Source organism: Bacteroidales bacterium (assembly GCA_014860575.1).
GTDB lineage: Bacteria > Bacteroidota > Bacteroidia > Bacteroidales > JAAYJT01 > JAAYJT01.
The window spans coordinates 146,385-172,063 of record JACZJK010000057.1 but is presented as its reverse complement, the minus strand read 5'-3'; the positions used below and the strand labels follow the sequence as shown (position 1 = coordinate 172,063).

General features: G+C 44.3%; 15 protein-coding genes. 4 read left to right on the top strand and 11 right to left on the bottom strand.

Annotated features, from left to right (window positions below; all coding sequences use genetic code 11):
• Both IH597_16075 and gdhA read right to left on the bottom strand, forming a co-directional pair.
• Positions 1–347 (bottom strand): DUF1015 family protein (locus tag IH597_16075; protein MBE0663976.1); only part of this gene is annotated, 347 nt, incomplete at its 3' end.
• Positions 241–1,596, bottom strand: a complete 1,356-nt coding sequence (gene gdhA, locus IH597_16070; protein MBE0663975.1) for an NADP-specific glutamate dehydrogenase — start codon at positions 1,594–1,596, stop codon at positions 241–243. The genes gdhA and IH597_16075, both read right to left, overlap by 107 nt.
• A gap of 1,124 nt (positions 1,597–2,720) precedes the next feature.
• On the opposite strand from gdhA, the gene IH597_16065 reads away from it, so the two are divergent.
• From IH597_16065 to IH597_16050, 4 genes are all read left to right on the top strand, one after another.
• On the top strand, positions 2,721–5,630 hold the full coding sequence (locus IH597_16065) for a pyruvate, phosphate dikinase (protein MBE0663974.1): 2,910 nt from the start codon (positions 2,721–2,723) through the stop codon (positions 5,628–5,630).
• Positions 5,631–5,747: 117 nt separating this feature from the next.
• Entirely contained in the window at positions 5,748–6,266 is a 519-nt protein-coding gene (nuoE, locus tag IH597_16060) for an NADH-quinone oxidoreductase subunit NuoE (GenBank protein MBE0663973.1), read from the top strand.
• 299 nt (positions 6,267–6,565) lie between these two features.
• On the top strand, positions 6,566–8,344 hold the full coding sequence (locus IH597_16055; protein ID MBE0663972.1) for an NADH-quinone oxidoreductase subunit NuoF: 1,779 nt from the start codon (positions 6,566–6,568) through the stop codon (positions 8,342–8,344).
• Positions 8,345–8,627: 283 nt separating this feature from the next.
• Positions 8,628–12,314 carry a molybdopterin-dependent oxidoreductase gene (locus IH597_16050; GenBank protein MBE0663971.1) on the top strand — a complete coding sequence of 1,229 codons (3,687 nt, stop codon included), beginning with the start codon at positions 8,628–8,630 and terminating at the stop codon, positions 12,312–12,314.
• Positions 12,315–12,359: 45 nt separating this feature from the next.
• On the opposite strand, the gene IH597_16045 is transcribed toward IH597_16050, so the two are convergent.
• The 9 genes from IH597_16045 to IH597_16005 all read right to left on the bottom strand — a co-directional run bounded on the left by IH597_16045 (position 12,360) and on the right by IH597_16005 (position 25,653).
• Positions 12,360–12,536: a type II toxin-antitoxin system HicA family toxin gene (locus tag IH597_16045; protein MBE0663970.1), complete on the bottom strand. Its 177-nt coding sequence runs from the start codon at positions 12,534–12,536 to the stop codon at positions 12,360–12,362.
• The gene (locus IH597_16040) at positions 12,533–12,721 is read right to left on the bottom strand and encodes a type II toxin-antitoxin system HicB family antitoxin (GenBank protein ID MBE0663969.1); all 189 of its coding nucleotides are present in this window, start codon (positions 12,719–12,721) and stop codon (positions 12,533–12,535) included. Before IH597_16040 ends, IH597_16045 begins: the two co-directional genes overlap by 4 nt.
• A gap of 246 nt (positions 12,722–12,967) precedes the next feature.
• Positions 12,968–16,609, bottom strand: coding sequence for a S8 family serine peptidase (locus IH597_16035; protein ID MBE0663968.1), 3,642 nt, complete (start codon positions 16,607–16,609; stop codon positions 12,968–12,970).
• A 691-nt stretch (positions 16,610–17,300) separates the two neighbouring features.
• The gene (locus IH597_16030) at positions 17,301–18,092 is read right to left on the bottom strand and encodes a T9SS type A sorting domain-containing protein (protein MBE0663967.1); all 792 of its coding nucleotides are present in this window, start codon (positions 18,090–18,092) and stop codon (positions 17,301–17,303) included.
• Between the two features lie 8 nt (positions 18,093–18,100).
• Positions 18,101–19,096, bottom strand: a complete 996-nt coding sequence (locus tag IH597_16025) for a hypothetical protein (protein ID MBE0663966.1) — start codon at positions 19,094–19,096, stop codon at positions 18,101–18,103.
• Positions 19,097–19,314: 218 nt separating this feature from the next.
• Positions 19,315–21,081 (bottom strand): T9SS type A sorting domain-containing protein, encoded by a 1,767-nt coding sequence (locus IH597_16020; protein ID MBE0663965.1) that lies wholly within the window; start codon positions 21,079–21,081, stop codon positions 19,315–19,317.
• Positions 21,082–21,344: 263 nt separating this feature from the next.
• Positions 21,345–23,294 (bottom strand): T9SS type A sorting domain-containing protein, encoded by a 1,950-nt coding sequence (locus tag IH597_16015; protein MBE0663964.1) that lies wholly within the window; start codon positions 23,292–23,294, stop codon positions 21,345–21,347.
• A 259-nt stretch (positions 23,295–23,553) separates the two neighbouring features.
• Positions 23,554–23,676, bottom strand: a complete 123-nt coding sequence (locus IH597_16010) for a T9SS type A sorting domain-containing protein (GenBank protein MBE0663963.1) — start codon at positions 23,674–23,676, stop codon at positions 23,554–23,556.
• Between the two features lie 36 nt (positions 23,677–23,712).
• Positions 23,713–25,653, bottom strand: coding sequence for a T9SS type A sorting domain-containing protein (locus IH597_16005; protein ID MBE0663962.1), 1,941 nt, complete (start codon positions 25,651–25,653; stop codon positions 23,713–23,715).
• Positions 25,654–25,679: the final 26 nt, after the last annotated feature.

Below are 25,679 nucleotides of genomic sequence, written 5' to 3'. Positions count from 1 at the left end.
GATCTTAGATAAAGATCCATGTTTTCGTTGACACTTTTGATTCTGGTTTCAAAACCCATATCCAAATAAGCTTCCGGCAGGATGATATGGTAAGTTGAGGGAACATTATCCACAAGTTGGTGAACTTGATTCCAATATGCTTTTTCGCTCGTGAACTGGTCACAGGCGATTACAGCCCACTTATGATAATCGATGCTCTGTTTCGGAAGTAGGATATCGGGTGCCTTGACTACTGCCACTTTAGACGATTCCTTGATCAAGCATTGCTTGATAAATGCGCATGAAACCGGCAATATTTGCCCCGATGACCAAGTTTCTGTGATCGGTATATTTTCTGGCTTCAGAATATGCTTTCTTAAATATGTCTGACATAATGATTTCTAGTTTTTCATCAACTTCAGCATATGACCAGGGATAATGCATAGCATTTTGGCTCATTTCTAGGCCTGACACGGCTACGCCGCCGGCATTGGCAGCTTTACCTGGTGCAAATAAAATATCAGCGTGTTGCAGATATTTAGTGGCATCTAGGGTCGTTGGCATATTTGCGCCTTCTGCTACTAGGAAGCAGCCGTTTGCGACAAGTGCCTTTGCGCCTTCAAGTGGAAGTTCGTTTTGCGTCGCGCAAGGAAGCGCGATATCGCAAGGAAGTTTCCAGATGTCGGTAGGATTTTCATTATAGATTGCATTGGAACGGAATTCTTGATATTTGGTCGAGAATTCTGGTGCTTCAATTGTCAGGTTCCTGACGATATCGATGTCAATGCCATTTGGATCATAGACATAGCCGTTCACATCAGACATGGCAACAACTCTTGCGCCCATTTCGCGGGCTTTTAAAGCGGCATACAAGCCAACTTTTCCTGATCCGGAAATGATGACTCTTTTATCTTTCATATCATCGTTGCGATAAACTTTGAGCATCTCTTGGACAAAGTAGCAAAGACCATAACCTGTAGCTTCTTTTCTGACAAGGGATCCACCATATGTCAATCCTTTTCCAGTTAAAACTCCAGTTGATTCGTTTCTAATCTTCTTGTACATTCCGTACATATAACCGACTTCTCTGAAACCAACGCCGATATCTCCGGCAGGAACATCGGTATCGGGCCCGATATGACGGAACAGCTCACTCATAAAACTCTGGCAGAATTTCATCACTTCATTGTCGGATTTACCTTTGGGGTCAAAATCTGAACCACCTTTTCCACCACCCATAGGCAGCGTGGTAAGGCTGTTTTTAAACACTTGCTCAAAGGCCAGGAACTTCAGGATGCCAAGATTCACCGTTGGGTGAAAGCGCAATCCTCCTTTGTAAGGGCCAATCGCGCTGTTCATTTCAATACGAAATCCACGGTTGATCTGCACATCGCCTTTGTCATCGAGCCAGGGCACGCGGAACATGATCACTCTTTCCGGTTCAGCGATCCGCTGAAGGATTTTGGCATGTTTGTATTTGGGATTTTCTTCAATGTAGGGCAGCAATGATTCTGCCACTTCTTTAACCGCCTGGTGAAATTCTACTTCGCCGGCATTTTTGGCGATGACAGGAGCCATGAAATCATCAACCAGTTGTTTTAATGCACCGTTTGCCATATGAGTTAAATTTTGTGATTAATAGAAATGTAAATTCGAAGGCAATATTAAATAAAAAAAAGCAACCGCGCCGAGATGTATTGAGGTTTTTTTAATCTGAACATATAACAAAACCAACTGTAAACTAAGTCATTACTTTCGTGGTCAAATATTATTAGAAATACCCGGACATGCAATTAGTAATAACACGTAAAAGCATAGGAGAAAAGCTTCAGTAAAACACTTAATCAATTTTCACAGATTTACGTGTTTTGAAAAATATCAATTATTTTTACCCATAAAACATATTCCGGTTGCTGATAACTGAGTAATATTGAAAAGCAGTTTTCACAGGACTTCCGGCGGTGTATATATGTAGTATTAAGGATTTTAAGGGTGGCCGTGGTGAACAAATTAAAGTGTGGAAAATTATGCTGAAAGATAAAATACAGAATCGTAGGAAGTTAAGAAGTCCTTCTGAGTTCAACAGATATGTAAATGCCGGGTTATTCATATTAAAAGACAAAGTCCCTGATGAGTTACACAGATACACAAGGTAGTAAACGAACGAAAAAGATATGATTGAAGAGGAATTCAAAGTAAGCAAGGAAGATATAGAGAAACTGCTTTTTGAACGTCGCGAAAGGCTGAAGGAACTTGCCGCCATTAACCGCACCACCGAAATCCTCAAAGAGAACAAGTCGCCCGAAGAAACCCTGCAGCACATATGCATGTTGCTTCCCTCGGCCTGGCAATATCCGGAATATACCGTGGCCCGGATAAAGTTTGACGGAAAAGAATACCGTTCCCCAAATTTTGAAGAAACCATTTGGATGCAACGCCAGGGTTTTAAAACTATTGATGACCGAAGTGGCGCCATCGAAGTGTTTTATACCCGCAAGTTCATGGATATTGAAGAAGGTCCCTTCATGAAGGAAGAGCGCTTGCTAATTGAGAACCTGGCCGGGATCATCACCGGATACCTCAATAGTATTTCAGCACGGGCAATACTATCGCAAACTGAACTGGAGGAACGTTTTAAACCAAAAGTCGTCAGCCGGCAGGCTACCCAGGTTTCCAGCAAACAACTCCTCCAGCGATTTCTGAATAAGAACAATGCCAATCGTGATGTATATCATGATCTGATGCCGTTTAAGGTGCGTGAAATTTTGCTGATCGCCAATTTGTACGACGCTTACAGCATTGAACGCGAGGGCCGGTTCTCAGAACATGTGTTGGGTGAGTATTCACAACTCAACCTTACGTCCGTGCCAAGGATCACAGGAGTTTCATCAGCAAGCGAAGCTTTTGAGCAATTGCAGGCCAAGCATTACGATCTGATAATCTTTATGGTTGGCGTTGATAAGAAATTGCCGGTGGAACTCAGTAAGAAAATAAAAATTGAGTATCCCTATATCCCCATCTTTTTCCTGCTCAACAACAATAAGGATATTGCTTTCTTCAAATCAGAAAACCAGAAGATTACCTGTGTTGATCGGATGTTTGTCTGGAATGGCGAATCGCAGATGTTTTTCGCTATGATCAAGTTGCTGGAGGACAGGATTAATGCTGAAAATGATACCCGCGTTGGACTTGTAAGGGTAATTGTGCTTGTGGAAGATAGCCCGCAATACTATTCCCGCTATCTGCCAATGCTCTACAACATTGTGATGGAGCAAACCAAGCGCATCATTGATGATGTAAGTACAGATGAATTGTACAAGGTCTTGCGTCTGCGGGCACGTCCTAAAATATTGCTGGCATCAAATTATGAAGAGGCTGTTGAAATCCTCGACAAATACAAAGAATACCTCTTATGTCTTATAACCGATGTGAAATACGATCTCAAGGGTGTGCCCGATGAAAATGCCGGTGCCAAGCTGGTTGAATATATACGTGACAAAGTCAGGGATTTGCCAATTGTGATCCAGTCATCAGATTCCGAAAATTCTCAGATTGCATTTGACCTTAAGGCGACATTTATTGATAAGAACTCCGAAAGCCTGTTGGAGGAATTCAAGAGCTTTATCGTTCATTACCTGGGCTTTGGAAATTTTATTTATCGCAACCAGTCCGGGTCCCAGATTGCCATTGCCAAATCACTCCGTGAGTTTGAAGCCAACCTGAAAACTATTCCTGATGAATCGCTCTTCTTCCATGCCAAAAAAGATCATTTTTCGTTGTGGCTGATGGCCCGTGGCGAAATCCAGGTAGCAAAGATAATCAACCCAAAGAAAGTTTCTGATTTTAAAACGCCTCAATTATTAAGGGAATATCTGCTGGAGATTATTCAGCAATTCCGGAATGAGCAAAACAGAGGTAAAATAATTCCTTTCGAAGAATCTGCCATTCCTGACGAAAGCAATGTCGTTAGCCTTATGGACGGTTCACTCGGAGGCAAAGGACGCGGTGTAGCTTTTATCAACACCTTAATCTTTAACTACGATTTCACCCAGCATGTGCCTAATATCCATGTGAAGGCACCCAAGACCCTGGTGATCGGAACCGTTGAGTTTGAATACTTTATTGAACGCAACAACCTTCGCGAAAGCATTTTCAACGGGCTTCCGTACGAGGACTTAAAAAAGGTATTTCTCGAAGCAAAGCTTACCGACACCCTGATGAAGCGCCTGAAAGTGGTATTGAGGCATATTAAAAAGCCTATTGCGATCCGGTCTTCAGGTTTGTTCGAAGACTCATTGATGCAGCCTTTTGCAGGCATCTTTGAGACCTATCTTTTGCCAAATAATCATCACGATTTAAATGTCAGGCTTCAGCAGGCGAGTGATGCTATAAAACTGGTTTACGCCTCCGTATATAGTAATGTGGCCCGTGGATATATCCAGGCTGTGAACTATAAATTGGAAGAAGAGAAAATGGCTGTGGTGATCCAGGAAGTAGTCGGCAACCGTTTTGGTGATTATTTTTATCCGCATATCAGTGGGGTCGCACAGTCTTATAATTATTATCCTTTTGCACACATGAAACCAGAAGAAGGGTTCGCAGTAGTTGCATTAGGTTTGGGAAAATACGTGGTTGAGGGCGAGCGGGCTTACCGGTTCTCACCTAAATATCCTGAGACTGACATCAATTCGCCTAAAGATTTGTACCGTAATTCTCAGGTTGATTTCTTTGCTGTGGATCTGGCAAAAAAAGATTTGAATCTCCTTGAAGGTGACACCGCCGGCCTTGCTAAACTTCCTATCAGCGACGCCGAAATGCATGGAACACTTAGCCATCTTGCATCTGTATACGACCCTGACAGCAATCGCATCAGCCCAGGCTTAACTTCAGCAGGGCCTCGCATTGTCAATTTTGCCGATGTGCTCAAATACAACTATGCACCATTGGCAAAAACCATTGAAGCGGTGCTGGATGTAGTAAAAGAAGCCATGGGTACGCCGGTGGAAATTGAATTTGCCGTGGATCTGAAAAAAGATAAAGAGATGAAAGCATCTTTTTATTTGCTTCAGATCAAGCCTCTCATTGGCAATGAACAGGATTATGATATTGATCTCGATGATATTAAAGAGGAGGACATTATCCTGTTCTCCGAAACCGGCATGGGGAATGGGATGATTGATTATATCACTGATGTCATCTATGTTGACCGTGAGAAATTCGATAAAAGCCAAACCCTGGCCATGTCAGAAGAAATTGATAAACTCAACGCAGAAATGTTCCGGGAAAACAGAAAGTATATCCTCATTGGGCCTGGCCGCTGGGGCACCCGCGACCGATGGATAGGCATACCGGTTAACTGGCCTCAGATATCCAACGCTAAAATCATTGTTGAAACGGCTTTAGAAGGATTTCCTTTGGATGCTTCATCAGGCTCGCATTTCTTTCATAATGTGACCTCTATGAACGTTGGATACTTCTCGTTGCCATACATCAATTCAAGGAACTTTGTACGCTGGGAAATGCTGGATAAACAGCAATTGGTAAAGCAAAGCGGTTTCTTTAAACATGTGAGGTTCGAAAAACCTTTGACGGTGCGAATGGATGGCCGGAAACGGATTTCACTCATCACATTTGAAAACAACAACATTTGATAAGCATTAAATTTATCAGGAATCACACTTATTTAAAACCACTCTAAATTACTGATAAACAGGCTTTAATTTAAAAATAACAAGTACTTTTAACCCCTCATTCAATACTATTACAACATGCGTATTGCACGAATAAACACAAAATCCCAATCTATTAATGACGAACCGGTTGACCTGGGATTGTTGGATAAGCTCATTAAAAAATACAAGGGTAAAAAAGGCAACGTTATTCCGTTGCTACAAGGCGCACAGGAACTCTACGGATACTTGCCGCATGAGGTATTTATCAAACTTGCCAGTGAAACAGGGTTGAGCCTCAGCAATCTTTTTGGTGTTGCAACTTTTTATGCACAATTTCGCCTGAAACCTGTGGGCAAGCATATCATAAAAGTTTGCCATGGAACAGCCTGTCATGTTCAGAACGCCAACGTGATCAGTGAGGCGTTGGAGGATGCACTTAAAATTAAAGATGGCGAAACCACTGAAGACCGTCTTTTCACACTCGAATCGGTTGCATGCCTCGGTTGCTGTTCACTTGCACCCGTAATGATGATTGGCGATGGAACCTACGGCAAGCTCACCGGGAACGAGGCTGTGAAGATTGTGAAAAACATACGCATTAAGGAGAGTAATTGATTGTGATGGTCAAATAGTCAATAGTCAAATAGTTGATTGGTCAATTGGTGGAGTAATGGAGTAATGGAATGATGTTTAGATAAAGTTTGCGAAGAGCGCATCCCCCTTGGCGAAGGGGGTTAGGGGGATTGACTGACTTAAAATGTTTGTGGTGAAATGGTTAAGAATGTGAATGGTTAATTGGTGGAGAAGGCTTTAGACTTTGAATTGGGAATTTGAACTTGGAATTTGGGCTTGGGATTTTGAATTTTGAACTTGGAACTTTGAACTTTCAAACGAATCGTAAATCGTAAAATGATATGAGCAGGACTCAGGTAATTGTAGGACTTGGAAGCTGCGGTGTGGCCGCAGGAGCTAACAAAACTTATGAAAAGATTAAAGCGTTAAATGACGCAGAAAAGCTTGGTATTGAGCTGAAGAAAACCAGCTGCGTCGGCATGTGTTACCGCGAACCGCTGGTTGAGATTATTGATGAAAGTGGTTCATACCTTTATGGGGAGGTTGACGAATCCCGCGCTATTGAGATCATTGATAAACACATCACGCAAGGCAATCCTGTCAAAGAATACGTGGTTAAAACCGACTTGTTCGTTACGGAGGATAATACTTTCCTTGATGCCCAGGTAAAAATTGCCCTGCGCAATTGCGGCTTTATTGACCCGGAAAACATCGAAGAATATGAGCTCAGAGGTGGCTACAAGGCCATTAAAGATATTGCGATTCATAAAACCGAACCTGCTGCCATAATTCAAACTGTACTTGATAGTGGTTTACGGGGTCGTGGAGGAGGCGGTTTCCCCACCGGACTGAAATGGAGGTTCGCAGCCAATAACCAATCTGACGAAAAATATGTAATCTGCAATGCTGACGAGGGCGACCCTGGCGCATTTATGGATCGCTCCTTACTGGAAGGCGACCCACATTCCGTGCTGGAAGGAATGATCATTGCTGCCTACTCAATCAGTGCAACCGGGGGCGTAATCTACTGTCGCGCCGAGTACCCTTTGGCCATCAAACGCTTGAACATTGCTCTTGATCAGGCGCGAACCAAGGGCTATCTGGGTGAAAATATTTTAGGAAATGAAGGGTTCGACTTTGATATTTATATAAAAGAAGGCGCAGGCGCTTTCGTTTGCGGCGAAGAAACCGCATTGATCGCCTCAATTGAAGGTCAGCGTGGCATGCCGCGTAAAAGGCCGCCTTTCCCGGCTGTTTCCGGTTTATGGAAAAAACCTACCAACATCAACAATGTTGAAACTTTTGCCAATATTCCCTGGATTGTTAGCAATGGCGCTCCTGCTTATGCAAAATATGGAACCGAAAAAAGCAAAGGAACCAAAGTATTTGCGCTGGCAGGAAAAGTAAAACGCTCAGGCCTGGTAGAAGTACCGATGGGTATCAGCATCAGGGATATTATTTTTAAGATTGCCGGCGGCATAAAGGATAACAAACGTTTTAAAGCAGTGCAATTGGGCGGCCCTTCCGGTGGTTGCATTCCCGAGTACATGGCTGACACCATTGTAGATTATGATTCCGTAAACGCAACTGGCGCCATCATGGGTTCGGGTGGAATGGTGGTAATGGACGAAACCACCTGCATGGTGGATGTTGCTAAATTTTTCCTCGATTTCACCCAAAAGGAAAGTTGCGGAAAATGTACTTTCTGCCGCATTGGAACAAAACGCATGCTCGAAATACTCCAGCGCATCACCGAAGGCGAAGGAAGGGAAGGAGATATAGAAATGCTGGAAGAGCTGTCGGTTCAGATAAAGGAAAACTCGCTCTGCGGCTTGGGTCAGACGGCTCCGAACCCGGTTTTAACTACTTTACGCTATTTCAGGGATGAGTACCAGGCCCATATTCATGATAAGAAATGCCCTGCCCTGGCTTGTAAAAAACTGGTCACTTACAAAGTCTTCGACGACAAATGCACCGGTTGCACCGTCTGCGCTAAAAACTGCCCGGTAGATGCCATTTCAGGCAGCCGCAAAGAAATCCACTTCATTGACCAGGATAAATGCATTAGGTGCGGGGTTTGCTACTCGAAGTGTAAGTTTGATGCTATCGTATTATCGTAGAACTACAAATTATCAAGTTGGCAGTTGGCAAGATGCAGTTGGCAATAACGAGAACCACGAAAACAGAAAAATTATTTCGATAACCAAGGTTAGCAAATGCGACAACCTTCATGATAAAACAAGGAATACAAGCCCCGGGGAGCGAGGGGATTGAAGCCCTGAGGCATTAAAAACTATGTGAAAACTATGTGTCTATTGTGTCTATGTGGTAAAAAACTTTAAAGAGTTTGTTGAATTTTAGACTTTAGACATTGAACTTAATGGAAGATTAATAATGGACAACTTGAACATCTTACTCGACGGCAAAAAGGTAAATGGCCTTAAAAATGAGACCATTCTCAAACTGGCAAACCGCTATGGCATTGAGATTCCAACACTCTGCAACGATCCACGGCTCGAACCCTATTCGAGTTGTTATGTGTGTGTGGTGGAAGTGGAAGGTATGAAAAATTTGCAACCTTCCTGCAGTACCTTGCTAACTGAAGGCATGGTACTGAACACTAATAATGAAAAAGTTCGCAAGGCGCGAAAAGCCGCGCTCGACTTGCTGTTGAGCAACCATTATGCAGATTGCCTCGGTCCTTGCGTGCAAACTTGTCCGGCAGGCGTTGATGTGCAAGGTTATATTTCGATGATCGAAAAGGGAAAATATAGTGATGCCGTGGCCATCATCAAGGAAACCAATCCTTTGCCGGCTATTTGCGGGCGTGTTTGTGTGCGACCCTGTGAAGTGGCTTGCCGCCGCAACCTTTTGGATGAAGGCGCTGCCGTGGGCATTGATTACCTGAAGCGCTTCGCCGCAGACCGTGACCTGAAATCACCCGACAAATACAAACCAAAGCTTAAGCCCGAAACAGGAAAGAGAATTGCTGTTATTGGTGCCGGACCTGCTGGTTTATCGGCTGCTTTCTTCCTTCGTAAGGAAGGCCATGCGGTGGATATTTTTGAAGCCGCGCCCAAGGCTGGCGGCTGGCTGCGTTACGGCATCCCTGAATACCGCCTGCCCAACGACCTGCTGCAAAAAGAAGTGGACAACATCACCGAAATGGGCGCCAACATCCATTACAACATGCGCCTGGGCGATAACCTCAGCTACAAAGATTTGCAGGAGAATTACGATTCAGTGATCCTCGGCATCGGTTCGCAAAAAGGAACGCGTGTGGGTTGCGATGGAGATGATGCTGGCAACGTGCTTTCAGGCATTGATTTCCTGAAAAAGATGGAACTCACCGGCGAGAAGATGGATTTCCGCGGAAAAACCGTGGCCGTGGTAGGTGGTGGAAATACTGCCATGGACTGCTGCCGCACTTCGCTGCGTTGCGGCGCTGAAAAGGTCTATGTTATTTATAGGCGAACCGAAAAAGAGATGCCCGCCAATCCCATTGAGATCCATGAATCAAAGCTGGAAGGTGTTGAATATTTGTTTCTTACGAACCCATTGCGCATCAATAAAGATGAAAATGGCAACCTGAAATCTGTAACTTGTTTACGCATGGAATTAGGCGAACCAGATGCTTCAGGTCGCAGACGTCCTGTGCCGGTTGAAGGTTCTGACTTTGACATAGAACTGGATTACATGTTGGCTGCCATTGGGCAGAAAACCGATGTGAACTTTATTGACAACATCAACAGTGACGCCAACAACGGTCAGCTCGTGGTGAACAAATGGGGCGATATTGACGCCAACAAAAACACACTGCAAACCGGCATTCCCTCTGTTTTTGCCGCCGGCGATGGTGTTACTGGCCCGGCCACCCTGATTGAGGCCATCGCCCAGGCACGCATTGCCTCGCATAGTTGCGATCTCTTTTTGAAAGGCGAACCGGTTCTTCCAATGAAAAAACAGTTCATCAGCAAAAAGGACAATTTCAAGGAGCAACCAAAAGAGGATTATGCTGGGAAATTTGCGACCCAAATGCGTCACGAAATGCCCACGCTTCCGGCGGAAGCCCGAAATAATTTTAAAGAAGTGGAATTGGGTTACGAAAACGAGGAAGTGGCCATCACCGAAAGCCATCGCTGCCTGGAGTGCGGCTGCGTTGAACTTTTCAGTTGCGATCTCAAAGACCTTTCTACAGAATACAATGCTGAACAAAAACATTACGAAGGCGAGTTCAAACAATATGAGGTGGATTTCCGCCATCCATACATTGAGATTGACAACAATAAATGCATCCTTTGTTCCCGATGCATCCGCATCTGCCATGAAGTTGTGGGTGCAAATGCACTGGGATTGATTAACCGGGGATTCGATACTTTTGTTGCGCCCAGCATGGAACTGCCTTTGCAGGAAACCACCTGCGAATCCTGCGGATTGTGCATTTCGGCTTGTCCGACAGGCGCTATCATTGAAAACACCAAATTCAAGCCCGGTCCGGTAAAAACCGAAGTTGTGGAAACCATCTGTAATTTCTGCTCCATTGGTTGTACGATCCAATTGCACCACCGCAATGGTTTTGTGATGCGGGTTACAGGCGCCAGCGGCCTCGTGAACAAAGACGGCAACCTCTGCCGCTATCCCAAATTCGGCTATAATTTTATGAACGATCGCTCACGCCTCAAACAACCCATGCTGAAAGTGAACGGCAGGTTCGAACCCATCAGCTTTGAGCAAGCTTACGACTTGATTGCAGAGAAAATCAAAGCGGCGAAACCGGAAGAAAACTATTTTTTCGCCGGCGCACGACTTAGTAACGAGGAATTGTACCTGGTTCAGAAATTGGCCCGTGCTGGCGCCCAGACCAACAATGTGAGCAGTTTCCATTATTTCGGGCGGGGCAGTGGCTACCGCAATAATTCCCTGGCCAACGTTCCCCTCGACCAGCTTGAAGGGGCTTCACGCTTCATCCTGTTGGGTTCGGAAATCAATACCGACCATGCTGTGGCTGGATTTATGGTCAACAACATCAGCTTCCGCAAAGGCACGCCTGTTGAGGTGGTTACGGTTCGCGAACATAGCAGCATGGAATACAAGGTGAATGCTATAATGAAGATAAAATCTTATTATCATTTCCTCAAGGCTGTGAATCATTATCTGATTTCTATGAACCTGCAGAACCAATTGTTTATCAACGACCGCTGCGAAGGTTACGATGAATACAAGGCTGCGTTGCTGGCCGAAGATTTTAAAGCACTGATAATTGAATCCGGTATTAGCGAGGAAATGCTGATTCGCTGGGCGGTGGATTACAACAACGAGATGAACGCTGTGCTGTTCTTCTCCGAAAAAGAACTCTCGGGTCGCGCCTGCCAGGAAGTTTTCAACCTGGCCATGATTACCGGCAAGTTGAGCAAAACCGCCAACGGCCTGGTGGCGCTCAAGGAAAAGAACAACGCCCACGGCCTATACGACATGGGTGTGCATCCTGAAACTGGCCCAGGCTATGGCAGCATTAACGATGAAAACTACCGCAAGGTGTTGCAAGAAGTCTGGAGTATCAATGATCTGCCTACAGAGCACAGTTGCACTTTTGATGCCTATAAAAACAAGGCTTTTAAGAACCTATTCATATTTGGTGAAGACCCGCTAGGTTGCGCTGTGAAGCCAGAAGAAGTGAAGCAATTCCTCAACAGGGCATCCTTTAAAGTGGTGCAGGATTATTTCCTGACCGCCACGGCCGAACAGGCTGATCTAATCCTACCTGCTTCCCTGCCTACCGAAACCGGAGGCAGCTTCACCAATACCCAGAAGATGATACAGCATTTCGATGCCGGATTACATCCTGCGGTTGCGCATACTTCATGGCAGCAACTGGCAGAATTGCTGAAGAAATTTGGACTGAATGGGATTGATTCCCCCGCTGATGCACTGAATGAAGCTTTCACCATCCTCCAGGAAACCCAGCGCGACGAAAAATTCCGCTTCCGCCACACCAACCACGACAACCACAACCGCATGTTCGACCACGGCTGCGATGTGGTGAATAAGAGGTTTGATGAGGAGTTTGGAGAATTGATAAGAGGGATATAGCGATAGCATCGCTTGGAGCGATACTATCGCTACTTAATATTTTGGTTAATCCAAGAGGAATTTAATAATGTGCCTGGCCAGTGTTTCGTTGATTTCTCTGTGACGTGGAACAGGCTGAGATTTTTTTGTGGAAGGATTTTGATACCAATCATGTTTGCCCCCATGTCTGATCAGAATACAGCCGGAGGATTCAGGTTCCTTAATCAAATCCCTGGGTTTCATGCGATTTCAAGTTCTCCGGTTTTTCTTACGGTAGGAATTTTATCACTTTTGAGGTCGCGGTAAATATCCTTCAGATTTTCTTTCAACTCTTCAAGTGTTTCACCCTGAGTCATATAATCAGGATATTCTTCAATATGTCCCAGCCAGAAATCGCCTTCCTGCCAAAAACTATACTTGATTTTCATCGCGTAATAAATTTTAGCAAAGTTACGATTCTTTCAGGTAAATTTTTGGTAGCTGACTTTACGAAATCATGCCGGATGCAAAAACTCCCACCAAATTGGGAGAAAGGGCTTGGGGTGGTTCTGGGTGTGTTTTAGCGATAGGATCGCTTTGAGCGATACTATCGCTATGAGACGGGACATTTAAAATAAAAGCGCTCTGGCGAAATACCCACCAGAGCGCAAGAAATTAGAATAAATGAATTTTAACTATTGCTTGATCAGCTTGCGCTGTGTCTGTCCAGCACTATTCCCGGCAACTAGAAAATATACTCCTGAAGGCAAATTGCTTAGGTCAATCTGCCTGGTTAGAGGAAGACCATTAGTTTGCAGCATGGTTTCGTAAACTGTTTTGCCCATCAGATCAGTAATAGTCACCGCCAGCTGTCCAGGGTTAGGGTCGTTGATTGCTAGTGTAAACACCCCTGTATTTGGGTTCGGAAAGATATTCATGTTCATTGATAGCACATTCATCCCCGGCATTCCGGTTAGCATTGATATTTCAATATCATCAATGGCTATATCGCTTAACTGGTCAGGACCGGTTACACCTCTGAACCTGAAATTCACTTTATTGCCTAAGAACTCATTTAGTGGGATAATGGCTTGCTGCCAGTCGTTGCCCTGATCGCTGATGAGTGGCGGGATGATATCCAGGTAAATCATGTTGTTCATAAAAGCATCTACATGCAAACGGCCAGTATTAACCCCCCACATGTGATACCAGAAACTAAGGGCTGCAGCATCGGCTGCGGTAAAGTCGAAGCATGGCGAGAGCAGGAGGCCTTCGCGGTTGAAGCACAAAACGGAGGCTTCAAGATAAAGATAGTTGCCTTCAGCAGTGCCGGTGGTATGATCCACTGAAGGGCCCGTACCTACCGAAGGGGTATTGCCACCATGTGTGCGCCAGTCAATCTGGTCTTCAGAGTTGTTGATGAGGTTCACCCATTCATCTCCGATAGGGCAGGAATACTGCTCACAGGTGGGCCATGTCATACAACGTTCAAAATCTTCAAAATCCTGACTGTAATAAGGGTATGGAACAATGGCATCGCCATCTAAAACGCGAATGACCTGCGTGATCGTGTCATTGTTGTTGTTTGTGTCATCCGGATGGTTAACCCATACTTTCAGGATGTGTTCCCCCGGTTCAGAAAGATCAATGAGGGTTGTAAACTGAACCATAGCGCTGCTATCGGGCGGCAATATAATACCCTGAAATTCACTAATATCTTCACTTCCGTTAACATTGAAGCCTGCAGTAAAATTATCAATTGAATCTGCAGCAATATTCCTGATTGACACAGCTACGGGGAATTCAGTCAGATCGCTACAGGTGTGATAAACACGCCATGCTGTGGATGTTATGTCTTCCATCGTGAGATCAGCCTGCTGGCAGTTGAACATTCCTGCAGTTTTTCGCAATGAGTTAGCCCTGCGGCCAACTATGCCATCATCGCTGATAGCCTGCACTGAAACCCATGTTTCTGCTGTTGTGACATCGCTGAAAATATAGGAAGTGAGGGGAGTAACCGCAATTGAGTCCATATACTTCTCGCCCAGAATTCTAACTATGTATTGGCTAGCCCCGTAAACAGGTTCCCAGGTTAACCTGAAAGAAGTCTGGCAAGACCAGTCAATGTTTAGGTTCGCAGGAACACCAATGATATTGAACGGAAAATCACCGGTTGCGCTTTGGTCACCACGGGAGATTCTTACGATTGCTTCGTGGGTAGCGGCCACCGGAACAATCCAATTATAATATCTTTGAACGGAACTGATGTTTTCGGCAATCAGCGTCCAGGTCGCTCCATTATCCAGCGAATATTCAAGTGTGAATGGTTCATCACTGTCTGATGCATCCCACCTGATCATTTCAGTTTCGCCCGGCGCAAACGACTCGCCACCAAATGGGTAGGTTATCATTAACCCCGGCGTGATAAATTCCCAGGTGAAAAAATAGGGCTGGGGACCTTGCGGGATCAAATGACCTGTGATGCTGATCTCATACGTGCCGGAAAGTGGGTTTTTGATGGTTACCTGTTCTACATTGTTGATGCTATCCACACCGCGAACCGCAGGTGTATTGAGATTTACCGGGTTGGGTGTGTGATCCAGTATCCAGGGAAGAAAAGCTTCTTCTTCAGGATCGGTGACGACGAGATTAAGATTGTTTACCAGGGCCTTGCTTGCACCGATGCTGGCTTCGTAGTCAGTCCAATAGAGCATAATCCTGAGTTCATGAAGATCTTCAGGAACCTCAAGCAAATGCGTTATCACTTCGCCTTGTTCTATTTGGGTTGAATCGTAACGATACTCTTCAATTGTTTTGGCCGCCCTGAGCGCATTGACACGGCCAAATCCGAAACGGAAATCAGGGCCTGCATTGCCGAGATCGTCGGCTGTGTTCATTAAAATGGCTTTCATGAGACCACCATTGGGATCAGCGCCTTCATTATTCAGGCGATGTGCCTGGTATAACTGCGCCAATACTCCTGAAATTCCGGGGCAAGCCATAGAAGTTCCAGACTTCAATGTGTACAGGTTTGGATTTGTAGTGGAGTTTACTGATGAACCTTTTGCTACAATCTCAGGCTTTATACGTCCATCGTGTGCGGGGCCCCGACTGCTGGAGTTTGATAAGCCATCAGTAAGGTTTACATTGCCTACAGCGAATACATTTTTCCCGGCTTTATGCCCGCCGGTAATATTTCCCCAGCCCGAACCTGCTCCGTAGCCACAGTTGCTTGTTCCATCGTTACCGGCTGAGAAAACATGCATCAGGGCTGGCATTAACCTCGACTGCTGATCCATCGTCCGGGCCAGCGATGTATAACCTGCATTGCAGCCATTGCTGTAAGAAGTTGATGTAATCCGGATTCCTGGCAAACTATAGTGGTTCGCAAGCAGATTAAAGCCCTGATAACCGGAAGCGCCATAAACGTACAGCGTTGATGCCGGCGCCATTCCCTGTGCTTTTGGATCAAGATTGCCAGATCCCATGATGGTTCCGGCAATATGATCGCCATGATCACCTGAATTGTAGGAAACGTATTGCTGACCAATTCTTCCTTGATAGTCAATGTGTGGGCCGACAATTCCGTCGTCCTGCAACATGACATTAACACCACTGCCATTATACTTTCGGCCAAGAGAATGGGCACTGTTAATGCTTGTTGACCTGTGCAGGGTGGTGGCAGTGCCATTTTCGGGTTCTGAAGGCGGATATATTGGTTCAATAAACTGAATATAATCCTGAGCAGCCAACCAGCTGATCTCTTCAATTGGCGCTGAAACAAGCATATATCCTGACGTGAAACCATTTTCAACCAGATGAATGTTCCTGGCTGCGAACTGGCTGGTCAGTTGCGATTGTTCAACAGTAAGAAAGTGATGCACGAATAATTCTATGCGGTTACCTTCTCTTAAAGCATACTCAGGATAATCCTGAGTGAAAAGCGTTAAGTCGAGTTTGTAAGCAGGTTGAATTTCAAGCACCGCCCGGGCCTTATATTGTTGCAATACTGCCGGGTTCGCACCGGGATTGATAGCCGCGTAATACGACATGTTAGGGATATAATCGTATAAAATAATTCCTTCACTGGCGAGTAAATCGCGGGTTAAGCGGTTCGGGATTTCATTGAATTGTATAATCCGGTACAACACATCGGTATGTTCCTTTGTGTTGAAGTCGCCAATGAACTCCTGGATGTTTTCCGTCGTATGATAATCTCCCGTACGGAACATCAGTGAAAAATTACCTGCGCTTTGTGTTTGCGATTTCGCGAGCGGAGCAAAAACAGTGAAAAACAGGCTTATCAGAAGGAAAGGTGTAATGGTTTTGGTTTTCATCAGGTGTTAGTATTTGGTTATCTTAGGGTTACAACAAATCTGGCCAGCACTTGTTTGGTAACAGCCTACAAATATATACAATCCTATTTGTAAACAGTCTAAACTGGATAACTCACACCGCTAAGACGCAATGAAGCAAAGATTTGATTTAAAAGAGAATAAGAGAATGTTGATTACAACAAACATCATTGGCTTTTTTAATTCAGAGAGGCTTATTCTTTAAGCCTTAGCGGTTTATGCTGTTATTCTGTAAAACTTTATTTTTTTAGAAATAATACAGGCTAAATAGCACTACTCTCCGACTAAAATAATCAACTCATCGTGAAATGCCTTTATTTGCTTAACCTCTACGAGGTATTTGAGTCGCTGGGGTAACTTCTTACTACAATACTTTATCGCCTACGGCGAACCCGCTTTGCTGCGAGACAAGTTCCGCGTAGCGGATAAGGTATTGTAGAACAAGCGTTTGATATTCTGTTTTATTTCCACGTAGTGGATTAACAAATTTTAGTCGGATAACAGTGGCTAAATAGCCTCATTTTTTTGACCCCAGAATTATAGGCAGTTGAATATTTGAACACTGGGTATTTATCGAACCTTAGAAGGATCGTAACACCAGTTAGCAATAAATGTTATTTGCTCCCTGAAAGCGGGAGGTTCGCAGACTGCAAAACAAAACCTTTCATGATTGCTACTGCACCACCAACTTCCGGGTTTGAACCTGGTCGCCGGCGCTGATCGTATAAAAATATATTCCCGGAGTAAACATGCTCACATCCGTTTGAATTACATGTTGCCCTGAACCCAAAACACCTATGGCTTCTGAGTAAAGCATTTGCCCGTGAAGATTGGATATTTCAATTTTCACTTCCATAGTCTGTTGCAACTCAATGGCAATAATCGTGATCTCTCTGGCCGGGTTCGGAAAAATGGAAGAAACACTCAAATATGGATGGTTCACAGCATTATCCAATACATTTAGCAGGATATAATCGACATAATTAATTGAGTAATCAGATACATATCTGTACTGCACTGGCAAAACCGGATCACCTCCAGGTATGGATTGTAGGGCAAAAGGAATCAGAAACCCATTTTCCCGAACAAATAAAATGGGCGAGGATACAGCCATATGCGTTTCAAGCCAAATATCCGAAAGAAAAGTGACATTGAAAACATCAGTAAACAATTGTGTTTCCACATCATATCCCTGACACCAGATATCAGGCAATATATTTTCATACACTCCTTCAAAATCCGAATCGGACCAGGAAAACACCAGAACACTGCCATCTGCGGTTGTTGAAACCTGTGACCGGTTATCCATGCATAAATCATCATGACACCCCCGAAAAGTTTTGTTATGCGTTATGTACCTTCCAATCCATGTACTTCCCTGGTCGAGGGAGAAGACATGAAACGTTGCGCCATAACCATTGCCGGCATTAATGGCATAAGGCTGCTCAAAGTGTACGCCGCTCACGCCGATGGTTACACAAATGTGTGGGTTTCCATACAAATCAATGCCCAGGCCGTGCTCATATGCAGTTTGATAAACAACTGAATCGCGGTGAATGGGCCCGAACTCTTCAAATAGCACTTCCAGATAAGTATCGCTGATATAGTTTTTAACTTCTGGTAAGCCAACAGCCCACCAAGGATTACTGCTGAGGGTTCGCTCCATGTAATGCCGCCGTCAATGGTTTTCAGCAATACCGGGTAAATTCCGCCACCCGCTGCAAATGGATCTGAAAGATTATCAAAAAGCATAGAGATATAGCCTGTAAGTCCATCCGGGCCAAATGATATTTTCAGGTCCACAGGCATCGACATCCCACCCGGCTGTGCGGGCAAGGGCAACAAAACCTGACTGTATTCGTAATTGCCGGTTGAAGCACTGAAAACACCTCTGCTAAGCGCAAGGCTATCACCATAGCTGCTTCTGTCGCCAGTAACAATCTGTGCAACGGCAAAAACATCACCGTTAGCCGGGTTGATTGTAAATGCGAGCGACCCTGAGCAGGCAACGCCATCCCAGACGCTAAATATTGGGTCGCTGCTTTGATCCAGCTTATGTATCCCCGAAAGGTATTGTCCATCCTGCGAAAGTGCGAACCATGTGTAATAAGCCAGCTCCGGGTTGGTGTTGCCTGCCGGGTTATAAATTCCTCCCTGGGCAAAATATGCAGGCAGTCCGCCCTGACCGGGATCATATACCGGAATGTTCAGCATCCAGGTCTGACCACCGCTGGTTGACAGGTCGTACGCAAGGTAGGTTGTGCCCAGCGCAGGAAACACCCGATGCAGGAAGGCAACAGTATTCAGGTTGTCATCGGCCCAAAGTCGTGTGATGTTGTTGCTCATGGCGTAGGCATTCGGACCCTGGCTCAGTTCTATGACATTGACTATGCCCGAAGAAGGTTCCTGAGCATACAGGTGAAGATGAATGGCTAAAAATAATGCTAACGTAAAGATGTAGGTTTTCATAAATCTGTGATTGTTTTTTTTTGATGGCTTTTAAAGGGCTAAAATACAAAATAAAAGAGGCTGTCTCAAAAGATCAAATCTTGTCATCCTGATCCGACGCGGCGGAGAAGGATCTCTTCCAAGCTTCAAAATCAGATCCTTCGTTACTCTCAGGATGACAAAAAAACAGTGAATTCACCAGTTGCGCGACATGCTCTTTTATTAAAATCTCCATGAGTTTATTTCAAAATCATCTTTCTTGTCACCGTTTGTTCATTGGCCTTAACGGTGTAGAAATAAAACCCGGGTGCAAATCCGCTCATATCAAGCTGAATAATCTGCGAACCTGGTTCTTTTATTCCCAGGTTAATAAGCTTGATTTGTTGCCCATGCAGATTGTGAACATGAATGCTTAGATTGCTTACCAGGGCAGTGTGGATGGTAATGGATGTAACGGAAGATACCGGGTTGGGAAAGTTTTGGAGTACACTCAGCGCCGGACTAAAGACCGATGGATCTTGTATTCCCACCCAGATGTCCAGTGTATAATCACTGATGTACCTATGGGTTACCGGATAAAAGATACCCTCCTTTGAAATGCCTTGGGTAGCAAAAGGCACGATCAGTTTAAGATTGCCTGTGAGTAAATTAGGCGATGCGGTTGCCATGAATGCTTCAAGCCAGATATCTGAGAGGAATGTGACATTATGTACTTCGCTATAATTTTGGGATTGAACATGGAAACCCTGGCACCATAAATCCGGCAATGTATTTTCAGCAACATCTACAAAATCGGTATCAATCCATGACAAAGCCATAACACTACCACCCATATTCATTGAAACTTGGGTCAGGTTGTCCCAGCAAAGTGTTTCATTGCATCCTCTGAAGGTTTTATTGTTGGTAACATGCCTTGCGATCCAGGAACTTCCCTGATCCTGGGAATAAATATGAAACGTAGCCCCAAACCCGTAATCGGCAATAACTTCATAGGGATTGTCGAAATGTATGCCACTCACACCGATGGTTACACCAATATGTGGATTGCCAAACATATCTACACCCAGTCCATGTTCGTAGGCAGTTTGAAAAACTACTGAATCGCGGGGCATTTGCTGGGGTGGAGGCCACAATATATGCCATTGCTCATCCATAAGGTAATTTTTAATTCCAGGCAATCCATCGGGCCCGCCGAGGATCACTGCCATAGGATCGCCCCATGAGAGCCCACCATCGGTGGTTTTCATCAATATGGGGTAAATTCCTCCTCCGGCTGCAAAGGGATCTGAAAGATTATCGAAAAGTATGGAAATATAGCCTGTAAGCCCATCAGGGCCAAATGAGATTTTCACATCCAATGGCATCGGTATTCCTTCAGCCTGGGCGGGCAGGGGTAACAACACCTGGCTAAAATCGTAATTTCCTGTTGCTTCATTGAAAACGCCCCTGCTTACAGCAAGGCTATCGTCATAACCGCTAATTGTAACAACAGGCGCTACCGTAAAAACGTCCCCGCTTAGCGGGTTGATTGTAAAAGACAGCGGCCCTGAGCAGGCAACGCCATCCCAGATGTTAAATATTGGGTCGCTGCTTTGATCCAGCTTATGTATCCCCGAAAGGTATTGTCCGTCCTGCGAAAGTGCGAACCAGGTATAATATGCCAACTCCGGGTTTGTATTGCCTGCCGGATTATAAATGCCGCCCTGGGCATAATGAGCTGGCAATCCACCCTGACCGGGATCATACACCGGAATGTTCAGTGTCCAGGTCTCTCCACCGTTGATAGAAAGATCGTATGCAAGCTGGGTTGTGCCCAGCGCGGGATATACAGGGTGCAGGAATGCAACAGTGCTCAGGTTGTCATCTGCCCAAAGGCGTGTGATGTTGTTGCTTACGGCGTAGGCACCCGGGCCCTGGCTCAGTTCTATAACATTGACAATGTCCTGGGCATGCAAGTGAAGATGCATTGCCAGCAGCGAAGCTAAAATAATAAGTGACTTTTTCATTTCCTGTAATTATTTGATGGTTTTGGGTGGGGCTAAATATACAAAAAAAAAAGACCGCTTTCGGCGGCCTTTCTAGAGAAAGTTGACTGTGCTTAATGCACTATCATTTTTCTTGTAAGCATTTGATCAGCAGCCTTAACAGTGTAGAAATAAAGTTCAGGCACAAATTCGCTCATATAAATCAAAGTTATACGGCTTTAAAACGAGCATAAAAAAAAGGCTGAATCAATTATGATTCAGCCTTTTTTAAGTGTGAATTGATTTTACTCTACAATCATTTTACGAGTCACAATCTGATCACCTGCTTTAACTGTATAGAAATACAAGCCTGGAGCAAAGGCGTTCATGTCAATCTGGAAAAGATGACGACCGGGGTTAAGCTGACCTTTATCTTCAGCCTGCACCTTTTGGCCCATGATATTATAAATATCAACAGTTACCTTAACAAGATTATCAAGTTCAACAATAAAGTTTGTTTTACCGGAAACTGGGTTAGGGTAGTTCTGAGATACCGCAAAACTGTGGTTTACAGGATTCAACTCTTCGTTTCCAATATGGATGAACATTGATTCGTTGATCATGAAATCGGTAATATATTTGAAAGTAACTTCACTATCTGGTGAACCACCAACGAGTGTCTGGTAAACCAAAGGAATAATATAATCATTACCTTCTGTGAATACATAATAAGAAGCAGTTCCCATAAATGCCTCGAGCCAGCCCTCAGAAAGGAAGGTTACATTGAAAACATCGGTATAAGCATGGGTTGCCACATCAAATCCAACGCACCAGATGTCTGGCATAATATTATCCGTTACACCTTCAAAATCAGTATCAATCCATGAAAGGAATATTTTGCTTCCATCCATGGTGGTGGAGATTTGTGAACGGTTGTCCTCGCTGATATCAGCAAAAGCGCCACGGAATGTTTTGTTGTGAGCAACAAATTTTGCCATCCAGGTTAAGCCCTGATCCAATGAGAAAATATGAAACGTTGCACCAAAACCACCGCTGGCGATGATAGAATAAGGAGTGTCAACGCTGGCTATACCAATGGTAACAGAAATGTGAGGGTTGCCATACATGTCAACAGCGAGATCATGGTCAAAAGCCGTAGTGTAAAGAACTGAATCACGGTGAACAAGTTCTGGGTTCACCCACAGTTCATTCCACAATGCATCTGTGAGATAGTATTTAATTTCTGTTAAACCTTCAGGGCCGCTCATTACAACGGCAATTGGATCGCTCCATGTTTGTCCGCCATCGGTTGTTTTGTAGAGAACAGGATAATTTGCATATCCAGCAGCAAACGGATCATCACCATTATCCCAAAGCAACGACATATAACCTGTCATACCATCAGGAGCAAAGGCAATTTTTTCATCAGAAGGAGCATTTCCGGCAACAAAGGCAGGTGCATACATCAATGTTTGTGCGTAGTCATAGTCAGATATTGTTGCATTGTATGTTCCTTTAGTTATAAGCAGTGTATCAGTGTATTGATTACCAAGACCGTCAATTAATGAACTTTCAAAAACCCAGATGTCACCATTCACTGGATTAATATGCATTGTAGAAGGAACATTCTGTCTGTAAGGGCCCTGGCTTGACCAATCCTGTTGAGTTGGGTCAGCAGAAAGATCCATTTTGAAAGCGCCTGCAGCATAGCCTCCCCATGATGCACCGCCTGTGTTGCTACCATCAAGCGTAGCAGCAAAATAAGAAAAAACAGCGTTGGAAGGATCTGTATTGCCTGCCGGGTTATAAAGTAAACCCTGTGGATACCGGGCATTGGCTCCGCCAAGAGTTGGATTATAAACCTCGTTGTTGACATCCCATGTCATACCACCATCAGTAGAATATCCAAATCCTACATAACCACTACCCGGAGGTGCTGTCATCCTATGAGTAAAAGTAATTGCATCCAGATTGTCATCAGCCCATAATGCAGTGCGGCCACCATTGTAAAGACCAAAAGCATTGAATGAGTTGCCGATATCAATGATGTTAACGATATTAACATCAGTTGTTGATTTTACCGGTTTAGCCGGAGCTGTAACAGAACTGATTACAGGAGTTCTGTTTAATAATGTTTCTTCGAAGTTGCGTTCGGTTCTGACCTCAGGCTGAATGCCTGGTTTCATGTCGAACTGTTGAGCACTGACTGCCAGCATTGCAGTAAACGAAACTGCAAGGAGTAGGACTTTTTTCATAAGCTTTCTTTTTTTTAGTTAATTGTTAGTAAATATTGAGTTGATGCTTCAAGCCTTGAAGCAGAAATCCCAGTTTAAAAAAATCAAGCCTGATTACTGTTGGTACTCAACTTCCTTTATTTGATATTCATTCCAGAAATTGAAGCAAAATGGTTGATAGTGATGCAAAAGTATAAAAAATACTTTATAAGCTGATGAAATAAGAACAAAAAAGGTCGAATCCTTAAAGATTCAACTCCGTTGATTATGGTGACAAAGCTTAATTTATGATAAGCTTTCTTGTTACAAACTGGTCGCCGGATGTTGTAGTGTAGATGTATACGCCTGACTTATAACCTATGGCATCAATGCTAACATGTGTGAGCAAAAAAAGCTGCCTCACGAATGAAGCAGCTTTTTGCAAGTAGTAAAGAAATAACTATTCTACGATCATTTTGCGGGTAACCACCTGGTCGCCTGCTTTTACGGTATAAAAATATAATCCAGGAGCGAAACCGTTGATATCCAACTGAACAAGGTGACGTCCATTGTTGAGCATCCCTTTATTTTCAGCGTAAATCTTCTGCCCCATGATATTGAACAACTCAATAGAAACCTGGGCACGTGTTTCGAGCTCCACAACAAACTGTGTTTGTTCGTTTGCAGGATTTGGATAGTTTTGTGAAACTGCAAAAGTGTTCATTTGTGGGTTTTCAACTCCTACCCGATAAAAATCTGCCTCATTTAATGTAAAGTCAGCAATGTATTTGAAAACAACTGGTTGAAGGGGGTCTCCGCCAGCAATCGTTTGATATGCAAAGGGTACAACATAATCATTGCCCTCGTGAAATACATAGTATGAAGCAGTTCCCATGTATGCTTCAAGCCAGCCTTCTGAAAGGAAGGTAACATTGAAGACATCTGTGAACATTTGTGTCTCAATATCATAACCTTGGCACCAGATATCAGGCATAATATTATCGGTAACACCTTCGAAATCAGTATCGAGCCATGAGAAGAAAATTTTGCTTCCGTCATGTGTAACACTTAATTGCGAGCGGCTGTCTTCGCTGATTTCGCCCCATGTACCACGGAAGGTTTTATTATGGGTAATATACCTTGCAATCCAGGTTTCCCCCTGATCAAGTGAATAAATGTGGAATGTAGCTCCAAATCCGCCACTGGCAATAATTGAATAAGGGGTGTCAGTGCTGGCAACCCCAATAGTCACACAAATGTGAGGGTTTCCATACATATCAACTACAAGGTCGTGAGCAAATGCGGTAGTATACAATACTGAATCGCGATGCACCAATTCGGGGTTTACCCATAAATTGTTCCAGTCATCTTCAGTGAGATAGTATTTCACTTCTGGCAGCCCATCTGGTCCGCTCATTACAACAGAGATAGGATCGCTCCAGGTTTGGCCACCATCAGTCGTTTTAAGAAGCACAGGATAATAAGCAAAACCGGCTGCAAATGGGTCATCGCCATTGTCAAAAAGCATTGACATATAGCCAGTCATACCATCAGGGCCAAAGGCAATTTTTTCGTCAGCGGCTGCATTTCCAGGAGTAAATGTGGGTACATACAACAGCGATTGTGAATAGTCATAGTCATCCGTTGTTTCATTGAATGTTCCTTTGGTGATGACCAGGGTGTCAGTATATTGATTACCTAAGCCATCAGTTAGAGCTGATTCAAAAACCCAGACATCACCAGTCACAGCATTGATATGCATGGCTGAGGGAACATTTTGTTTGTAAGCGCCTTGCGAAGACCAGTCATGTTGAGTCGGGTTCGCTGATTGATCAAGTGGATGAACGCCTGCACAATAACCTCCCCAAGAATCAGGAGCAAGGCTCCCGTCAAGGGTGGGTCCAAAATAAGAATAAAATGCATTGTCAGGATCAGTGTTGCCAACGGGATTGTTAATAACTCCCTGTGGGTAACGTGCATTGGCACCACCGGCTGTTGGATTATATACCTGGATGTTAGTTGTCCATGTCCAACCAGCATCGGTGGAGAGGTCATAAGCAAGAAAACCACTTCCCGGAGGAATAGCCATGCGATGTGTGAAGGTAACAGTATTCAGATTGTTATCTGCCCACAATGCAGCACGTCCACCATTGTAAAGTCCATAGGCATTAGCAGAATTGCCCATAGGGATGATGGTTACAATGCCGCCTGCTTTGTTTTCCATAACCGGTTTTACAGGAATCTGGAAAGCTGTTACTGCTGATGAACTTTTGATCAGGCTTTCCTCAATATTACGTTGAGGTTTTTCATCCGTACGGATGTCGTTTTTTACAGAATAATTCTGTGCAGTAATTGCCACCATGGCAAAAATGGCTACTGCGGAGAGTAAGACTTTTTTCATACGCGTTAACAATTTTTGGTTATTAA

Excerpts from the sequence above, each read along its gene's own strand:
- gdhA (MBE0663975.1), bottom strand. The coding sequence starts at position 1,596 with ATGGCAAACGGTGCATTAAAACAACTGGTTGATGATTTCATGGCTCCT.
- IH597_16065 (MBE0663974.1), top strand. The coding sequence starts at position 2,721 with ATGCCGTTTAAGGTGCGTGAAATTTTGCTGATCGCCAATTTGTACGAC.
- nuoE (MBE0663973.1), top strand. The coding sequence starts at position 5,748 with ATGCGTATTGCACGAATAAACACAAAATCCCAATCTATTAATGACGAA.
- IH597_16055 (MBE0663972.1), top strand. The coding sequence starts at position 6,566 with ATGAGCAGGACTCAGGTAATTGTAGGACTTGGAAGCTGCGGTGTGGCC.
- IH597_16045 (MBE0663970.1), bottom strand. The coding sequence starts at position 12,536 with ATGAAACCCAGGGATTTGATTAAGGAACCTGAATCCTCCGGCTGTATT.
- IH597_16040 (MBE0663969.1), bottom strand. The coding sequence starts at position 12,721 with ATGAAAATCAAGTATAGTTTTTGGCAGGAAGGCGATTTCTGGCTGGGA.
- IH597_16035 (MBE0663968.1), bottom strand. The coding sequence starts at position 16,609 with ATGAAAACCAAAACCATTACACCTTTCCTTCTGATAAGCCTGTTTTTC.
- IH597_16025 (MBE0663966.1), bottom strand. The coding sequence starts at position 19,096 with ATGAAAACCTACATCTTTACGTTAGCATTATTTTTAGCCATTCATCTT.
- IH597_16020 (MBE0663965.1), bottom strand. The coding sequence starts at position 21,081 with ATGAAAAAGTCACTTATTATTTTAGCTTCGCTGCTGGCAATGCATCTT.
- IH597_16015 (MBE0663964.1), bottom strand. The coding sequence starts at position 23,294 with ATGAAAAAAGTCCTACTCCTTGCAGTTTCGTTTACTGCAATGCTGGCA.
- IH597_16005 (MBE0663962.1), bottom strand. The coding sequence starts at position 25,653 with ATGAAAAAAGTCTTACTCTCCGCAGTAGCCATTTTTGCCATGGTGGCA.